This is a genomic window from Nostoc sp. 106C, from assembly GCF_002154725.1.
Classification (GTDB): domain Bacteria; phylum Cyanobacteriota; class Cyanobacteriia; order Cyanobacteriales; family Nostocaceae; genus Aulosira.
In genome coordinates this window covers 118,799-124,949 of record NZ_MTAW01000093.1, presented here as the reverse complement: position 1 = coordinate 124,949, position 6,151 = coordinate 118,799, and the positions used below count along the sequence as shown (strand labels likewise).

The 6,151-nt window shown below is 41.0% G+C and carries 8 protein-coding genes; 4 read left to right on the top strand and 4 right to left on the bottom strand.

Features of this window, described 5'->3' with window-relative positions:
• Positions 1–518 precede the first annotated feature (518 nt).
• Positions 519–731: a hypothetical protein gene (locus tag BV375_RS11745; RefSeq protein ID WP_086760589.1), complete on the top strand. Its 213-nt coding sequence runs from the start codon at positions 519–521 to the stop codon at positions 729–731.
• 399 nt (positions 732–1,130) lie between these two features.
• Positions 1,131–2,993: a glycoside hydrolase family 2 TIM barrel-domain containing protein gene (locus BV375_RS11740; protein WP_086760587.1), complete on the top strand. Its 1,863-nt coding sequence runs from the start codon at positions 1,131–1,133 to the stop codon at positions 2,991–2,993.
• 133 nt (positions 2,994–3,126) lie between these two features.
• Here the strand turns inward: BV375_RS11740 and BV375_RS11735 are convergent, their stop codons facing one another.
• The 3 genes from BV375_RS11735 to BV375_RS11725 all read right to left on the bottom strand — a co-directional run bounded on the left by BV375_RS11735 (position 3,127) and on the right by BV375_RS11725 (position 4,739).
• Entirely contained in the window at positions 3,127–3,582 is a 456-nt protein-coding gene (locus BV375_RS11735; RefSeq protein ID WP_086760585.1) for a DUF4383 domain-containing protein, read from the bottom strand.
• Between the two features lie 73 nt (positions 3,583–3,655).
• On the bottom strand, positions 3,656–3,862 hold the full coding sequence (locus BV375_RS11730; RefSeq protein WP_086760583.1) for a chlorophyll a/b-binding protein: 207 nt from the start codon (positions 3,860–3,862) through the stop codon (positions 3,656–3,658).
• A 160-nt stretch (positions 3,863–4,022) separates the two neighbouring features.
• Complete coding sequence (locus BV375_RS11725; RefSeq protein ID WP_086760581.1) at positions 4,023–4,739, bottom strand: SGNH/GDSL hydrolase family protein; 717 nt, start codon at positions 4,737–4,739, stop codon at positions 4,023–4,025.
• Between the two features lie 49 nt (positions 4,740–4,788).
• On the opposite strand from BV375_RS11725, the gene BV375_RS35935 reads away from it, so the two are divergent.
• Together BV375_RS35935 and BV375_RS11720 are read left to right on the top strand one after the other, a co-directional pair.
• Positions 4,789–4,986 (top strand): hypothetical protein, encoded by a 198-nt coding sequence (locus BV375_RS35935; RefSeq protein WP_134076081.1) that lies wholly within the window; start codon positions 4,789–4,791, stop codon positions 4,984–4,986.
• Positions 4,987–5,286: 300 nt separating this feature from the next.
• Positions 5,287–5,688, top strand: a complete 402-nt coding sequence (locus BV375_RS11720) for a response regulator (protein ID WP_086760579.1) — start codon at positions 5,287–5,289, stop codon at positions 5,686–5,688.
• Position 5,689: 1 nt separating this feature from the next.
• Here BV375_RS11720 and BV375_RS11715 read toward each other — a convergent pair whose 3' ends face one another.
• Complete coding sequence (locus BV375_RS11715) at positions 5,690–6,061, bottom strand: response regulator (RefSeq protein ID WP_086760577.1); 372 nt, start codon at positions 6,059–6,061, stop codon at positions 5,690–5,692.
• Between the last annotated feature and the right edge of the window lie 90 nt (positions 6,062–6,151).

Below are 6,151 nucleotides of genomic sequence, written 5' to 3'. Positions count from 1 at the left end.
TGCTGTACAGCCATGATTTCTGTCAACAGCAAATCATTTGGGCTACTTAACCTATGCTCACAGCTCTTTTTCAAGCTAGGTCTAAGGTAAGCACACCAATGCAACTCTAGCTTCAGTAGCCCACATCAGCCATACTGTCGATATCCTTGGGAGTGTCGATGGTTTGGGCAGGCGCAGTTTCTTTGAGAGCTTCAGTTGCAAGTCGGCACAAATGCGGGAAAGAGTCTAGTCAGACGTTCATTTACATTAATTAAAAATATATCAATACCTGGAAAAATTCCGTCAATATTTTTGCTTTCACGAACTTAGCTTATTTACCTGGGATCAATCATTCAATTAGCTCATTATTCAGCATTTTTCTTTATATTTATTTACAAAAAGTATTTTTACTTATATCTTCATCTGGTATACTTCTATTCCTTTGGTAGAAGCCAAGCTAATCAAAATATTTTTATACTACTAACCAAGCAAAGCTTTTGGGAACACACAAAGCGAAAGTTTGCCTGTGGTAATCAATTATGCAATTTCAAATTGAATGCAATAGCTTGGAATTTAACCAACTCTGCCTAATATGTAATCAGCAGTTAAGGATGAGAGATGCAAGATTAATTGTATCGAGCGATCGGGGTGATAGCTATGGAGATGTTTGTTATAACTGTATGGTTAGAGGTTCTACCTGGCTGAATAGCCAACTTCAAAAACTAGATAATAGAAGCAGCGTTTTAACATAGTACAAGTAAGATTTATCAAAACATAAAACTCTTATTTGATTTTTGAAAAAATTCAGTACACCTCTAGTTTCCTTATTCCTGTTCTCTCCCTATGCAAGTAATTTCAGGAATCAAATCGGATTGCTATACATAACTATTTTATTAGAATCAATTTTGATTGTTTGGTTGAAAAACAATTAAATTATAAATAATGTAATACAGATCAGTTAGTGATGTTGATTTCTTGGAGATCCCCCAACCCCTTTTTAAGAGGGCTTAGTTCCCTTCTGTTTAAGAAGAGTTAGGGAGAGTTAATCCTTAACTGAACCGTATTGATCAATAATGTCTCTCAATAAATCTTAATTTTATTAATGTATGACATTTTAGATTTAATGAAATGCAAATAGAAAAGAGGTTTTAATGAAATTATTACATATTAATAATAGTGGAGTTGCATTATCAGTTAAGAGCAATGACGAGAATGCTTTTGGCTGGAAAGAAATCATACATCCACGTCCACAGTTGCAGCGATCGCCTTGGCAAAGCTTAAATGGTTTGTGGAAGTTTGCGTTTGATGATGAAGGAAAGTGTGTTCAACCCAGTGACCTGAGGCAATGGACTCATCTAATAGAAGTTCCGTTTGCTCCGGAATCAACTAAAAGTGGGATAGGTGACACAAATTTTCACCCAAACTGTTGGTACGAGCGGGAATTTGCCACACCAGAAGGTGATGGTAAATTGCTGTTACACTTCGGTGCGGTGGACTACCGTGCTCGTGTGTGGGTTAACGGTCAATACATAGCTGAACATGAAGGCGGACACACCAATTTCTCGCTCGATATTACCCACGTATTAAATGACAGTGGCACAACAAAAGTAACAGTGTGGGCGCAAGATGATCCGCAAGACCTCGCCAAACCTCGCGGTAAGCAAGATTGGCAATTGCAACCGCACAGTATTTGGTATCCTCGCACTAGCGGTATTTGGCAAACAGTCTGGGTGGAGCGAGTAGGTAAAACTTATCTAGGCCATCTTTGCTGGAATTCCGACTTTGAGCGATGGGAAGTTGGTTTTGAAGCGGCGCTGGCGGGTGATGTACCTACTTCTGGTGTACAAATCAAGATGAAATTGAGCATTGGCGATAAAGTGTTGGCGAATGATACCTACGAAGTGTTGAACGGGGAAATTAATCGCCGCATCGCCCTTGCTGATCCTGGGATTGACGACTTCCGTAATGAATTATTGTGGAGTCCAGAAAAGCCAACGCTAATTGATGCTGAAATTCAACTGTGGAGCAATGATCGCCTACTGGATGAAGTAAAATCTTACACCGCAATGCGAACGGTGAGCGTACAGCGCGATCGCTTTATGCTCAATGGTCGCCCTTATTATTTACGCCTAGTTCTCGATCAAGGCTACTGGCCAGATACGCTGATGACTCCACCCAGCGATGAGGCGTTGCGACGTGATGTAGAACTCATTAAAGCTATGGGTTTCAACGGGGTACGCAAACACCAAAAAATTGAAGACCCGCGCTTTTTATATTGGGCAGATGTTTTAGGGTTATTGGTATGGGAGGAAATGCCCAGCGCCTATCGCTTTACCCGCAAAGCAGTAGAACGCATGACGCGGGAGTGGACTGAAGTCATCAAACGAGATTCCAGCCATCCATGTATTGTCGCTTGGGTACCTTTTAATGAATCTTGGGGAGTACCGAATTTAGTTGAGACAGCAGCTCACCGCAACTATGTTTTAGCAATGTATCACTTAACGAAAACCCTCGACCCAACTCGTCCAGTGATTGGTAACGATGGCTGGGAAAGTACGGATACAGACATTCTGGCAATTCATGATTATGACACCAAACCGCAGCAATTAGTTCGTCGTTATGGGCCAGAAGTGAAGGTGTCGGATATGCTGAATCATAAGCGCCCTGGAGGACGTATCCTCACACTCGACAACTATCCACATCAAGGGCAACCGGTAATGCTAACAGAGTTTGGTGGTATCGCCTATGCCCCAGATGACAAGCCAGATGCAGCTCAAGCTTGGGGATATGAACGCAGCTGGAGTGTATCCGAGTTAGAAATGAAATATACTACCCTACTCGAAGCCGTCAATAATATTGAACTGTTCAGTGGATTCTGTTACACACAATTTACCGATACTTTCCAAGAAGCTAACGGTTTGTTGTACAACGATCGCACGCCAAAATTTCCCCTTGAGGCAATCCGGGCTGCAACCCTTTCTGGAGGAGGATTTTGCACTCCTAGCAGGTGTTAAATTTAGGGGTTAGCAGGGGGTGCTGGGGGAGAAGAATACATAAATGTATTTAAGGTTATTAAAGTAGTAATAGCTACTAAAAACATTACCCTTTTCTCCCCCAGCTTTTATAAACGCTATTTCTTTGAGCGAGTTAAACGCTAGGTTGCGCACTCGAGGAACTCGTTGTAGCGATTTCTGCTGACTTCACAAATCCGTAGTAGAAAGCGATCGCCGCAGTAATGGCATTAAGCCAGATATTGTTGCCAAAAAGTGGTGTCAGTCCAAACAAGGTATTGGAAAAGGGTAGTAATCCTAAAATAGCACCTGCTGCATAGAGGATAGCGAAGATGCGATTAAACACAATTGCTCCGCTTAAGCTTGTAAATGCAGCAATTCCCCAAACACCAACTAAAATTCCAATTGCATTATGAAAATAGTTGGTGGGGAATACTCCGAATATATAGCCAAAGCCTGGTTCAGAGGTAAAGTGCTCAGAGGGAGTAACAAAAGCTGGCACAAATCCAGCTAAACCAAGTATTAAGAAGAGAAGACCCAGGCTCAAAGCACTGTAACGAATTGCGGAATCTGAAAATGTTGATGTTCGCATGACAGTATTTTGGTTTTTAAAGATTATTGGTGTGGACTAGACAACTGCTTTTACTGTCTTGAGAAAAACATTGCTAGCCAATCAAGTGAAGTACATCCCGAAGAACGCTATAACCAGCAAGATCCCAAAGGAGATAAGCGACAAAACCAATCATAGCCAAACGACCATTCCATAGCTCCTGTTGCGGGTTCCAGCCAAAGATCCAGGCGTTGCGATCGGCACCATTATAAGCTGGCGCAACATTAGGGACTTGAGCAGTATTGATTGTTGAAGTTTTCATGGCAATAGTCCTCAATGACTCTGCTTTGCATTCATGTTATCGAGTACATTTGCGGGAATTGTCTGCCCTGAGGGTTGGCTTTTATCTATATCTAAAGGTTGGATTGGTAATACCTAATTGTTAATATTGATTGTTAAAATCAACTCAAGAAAAAGTATTCTTATTTACGCACAACATAGGGGAGAAAAGCCCGCCGTACCTCCGATGCACCCCGCAGACTTGGCTCTATGGTTGCGGTGAACCAAGATGGATCGCCTTTGAGGAAGTGAGCGTGGAGATCAACCAACTGTCCATAGCGGTTGGCTATTTCTTGAATAGTAGCATTCATGCGTTGGAGATTCTTGCGGGCGATCGCAGGCTCTACCCCTAAAAAATTGCGATTATCATCGTTGAAGGTGGGATCGTAGACATTACCCAACAGAACGGGGCGAATTGGTAACTGCTGCACGAATGTGTCGAGGGAATTAGCAAAGCTCGTTATCCCTGCACCTGGATCGCGAATTAAGCCGCTTAGTAGATCGTTACCACCAATAGTGATGAGTGCAATCGCCCTTCCTTCCACTCGCAATCCTTGCGCCTGAGATGGCAGACCATTAACAGTTGCGCCATCACGGGCACGATGTTCTAAGCGAGCAGAGCCGAGCGATTTGAGATCCTGTCTTTGAAACTCGGGAAATAGGCGATCGTTATTCTGGACGAGGAGTTGTCCTGGATGAACGCCAAACTCATTATATCGACTGCAATCTAAAATTGAGTCGCCAAAAGTATATAGTGTCACCATTGCTTGTTCCCGTCGATTGCAGCCCAAGAGAGCCAGGACACTTGTCCCTCCAACTACTTGAATAAAGCGTCGTCGTGTAGGTTGAAACGGAGCCATCGCACTCTCTTTGTTTGCTCGACGCTAGCATGAGGAGATGATAGACGATATGAATCAGAAGATGGATTTACCGTCACAAGCGATCGCTCGATTACACACAATCACCTCGCTTGTTTCACACGGATGTCTAGTCTCAGAACATTCTGGTAGACTCAGCAGCTTTAGGACTTACGCACTCGTGACGAAAAACGAAGCCTTTGCGATTACTTCGCTACCCTGCGGGAACGCTTTCAGCGAACGCTCGTAATGACGTAAAATCCTAGTCCTTGCGTAAGTCCTGATCAAGTAAAAAAATTTTGGGAGACTAACGAGATTCCTGACAGCAAGGAATGAAAGTAAAGATAAGCAACTTCAAAGTCTTCGATTTGACTGTACATTCCCAAGCTAGCCTTATATCTAACTTTCAGGATATGCACCTACTAAAAGATAGATTGACATATACTTAATATTTACACAAACATGTTATGGATATCACTCTAAAGATTGAAGTAAAAGCTTGCAACTCTAAACATTGTAGATAGAGAATATGTTATGGCTTGATTAAAGAATGCTTAATGAAGGAGTAACACCGAACAACGTTAATCACTATATTTTGATTTGTGACGATGTAGAAGATAACTGTATTTTCTTTCAAACAATTTTAGAAATGGAAGGTTATACAGTTGAATTTGTAACATCTGGAATCGAAGCGCTCAATAAAATTGAATCTCAAAAACCAGACTTGTTACTACTAGATATCATGATGCCTGAAATAAATGGTTATGAAATAGTTAGACGTGTTCAGAAAAATAAACATTTGCAAACTCTACCTATTTTGCTAATTACAGCACATAAAGAAGTACTTGCAATGGAATTAAGTGATATCAGCGTTAATGGAATTATTCAAAAACCTGTAGATCCTGATGACCTGGTTGAAAGGATTCAAGAAATTTTGCAGGCTGTAGACTAACTTAATCTAAAATTGCTCTAACCTGAGAAATTACAGTATCGATATTAATAGGTTTCTGAATAAATCCATCAACCTTGATATCGAGATTAGTATCATCTATATTCATACCTGTTACTAATAAGACTGGAAGAGATTTTAATTTATTTGACTCTCGGATGCGCTGAACAACTTCAAACCCATCCATTACAGGCATCATAACATCTAATATTAATAAGTCTGGTAGATTAGAGTTTGTTTTAAGAAAGCTAAGCACTTCTTTACCAGAACTAACTATTTGAATTTGGCAATCATCTGCTAATAGTATTGCTTGTAAAAGCAGTGCATCATCAGCAACGTCATCACAAATTAATATACGCTTAATCAAAGCTTCCATTGGGCTGATTTAACAAAAAATAGCTTTTTACGCCTGATTTACTCTAAATATGTGAATTATTCTACTATTGATGCGCTTTTGTGCTCAGCC